The following is an 879-nucleotide window of genomic DNA, read 5'->3' as shown; positions in this document are numbered from 1 at the left end:
GAAGACCTAACGGAGTCCTACTAAGAGGACATCTCATTTGGTGAGTCTGCGGTAGCAGATGAGAGTGCAGGCGATGCTGGTGAAGGCCAGGAAGTGGAGAGCTTTGCGTTCATAGCGGCGATGCAGTCGGCGGCATCCGGCGAGCCAGGCCATGCTGCGTTCGATGGTCCAACGGTGTCGTCCCAGCCGCTGCGAAGACTCGATGCCTTTGCGGGCGATGCGGTGCCGGATGCCACGCTTGCGTAACCATCGGCGCAGGTGGTTGTAGTCGTAGCCCTTGTCGCCGTGGAGTTTGGCGGGCCGTCGTCGGCGAGGTCCGCGGCGGGAGCGGATGGGCGGGATGCCGCGTACGAGCGGTTCGAGGGCCTGGCTGTCGTGCAGGTTCGCGCCGGAGATCCCGACAGAGAGGGGCAGTCCGGTGCGCTCGGTGATCAAGTGGATCTTCGAACCGTACTTGCCCCGGTCGACAGGATTCGGACCTGTCAGTTCCCCCTTTTCAGGGCCCGCATGTTCACCGAGTCGATCGCGCAGCGGGACCAGTCCAGTCCACCGCGGGAGCCGAGTTCGTCGAGGACCAGGCGGTGGAGCTTCGCCCACACTCTGGCCTTTGACCACTCGGCGAAGCGCCGGTGGGCGGTCGCCCCCGACGGCCCGAACGAGGCGGACGGCAACTGCTGCCACGTGCAGCCTGATGTCGCCACGAACACAATCGCAGCCAGCACTTGTCGGTCACCATGCCGACGTCGGCCGCCGCCCTGAGGTCGGACCGGCGCCTCCGGCACCACGCGCTGAAACAGCTCCCACAGCTCATCCGGCACCAGCCGCTCAACGATTCCCACAGCAGCAGGTTATCGAACCCCCCAAATGAGATGACCTCTA

General features: G+C 65.1%; 1 protein-coding gene. It reads right to left on the bottom strand.

The features are described from left to right. Window positions 1-33: 33 nt before the first annotated feature. Window positions 34-833 (bottom strand): IS5 family transposase gene (locus NQU54_RS48650; protein ID WP_257636670.1). Its coding sequence is split into 2 segments (ribosomal slippage): window positions 34-495 and window positions 498-833, totalling 798 coding nucleotides; the frame shifts between segments, so codons are not numbered across the junction. Between the last annotated feature and the right edge of the window lie 46 nt (window positions 834-879).

Origin of the sequence: Streptomyces malaysiensis subsp. samsunensis (assembly GCF_024519315.1) — a bacterium.
GTDB lineage: Bacteria > Actinomycetota > Actinomycetes > Streptomycetales > Streptomycetaceae > Streptomyces > Streptomyces malaysiensis.
The sequence above is the reverse complement of the archived record's forward strand: the minus strand, read 5'-3'. Positions and strand labels throughout refer to the sequence as shown.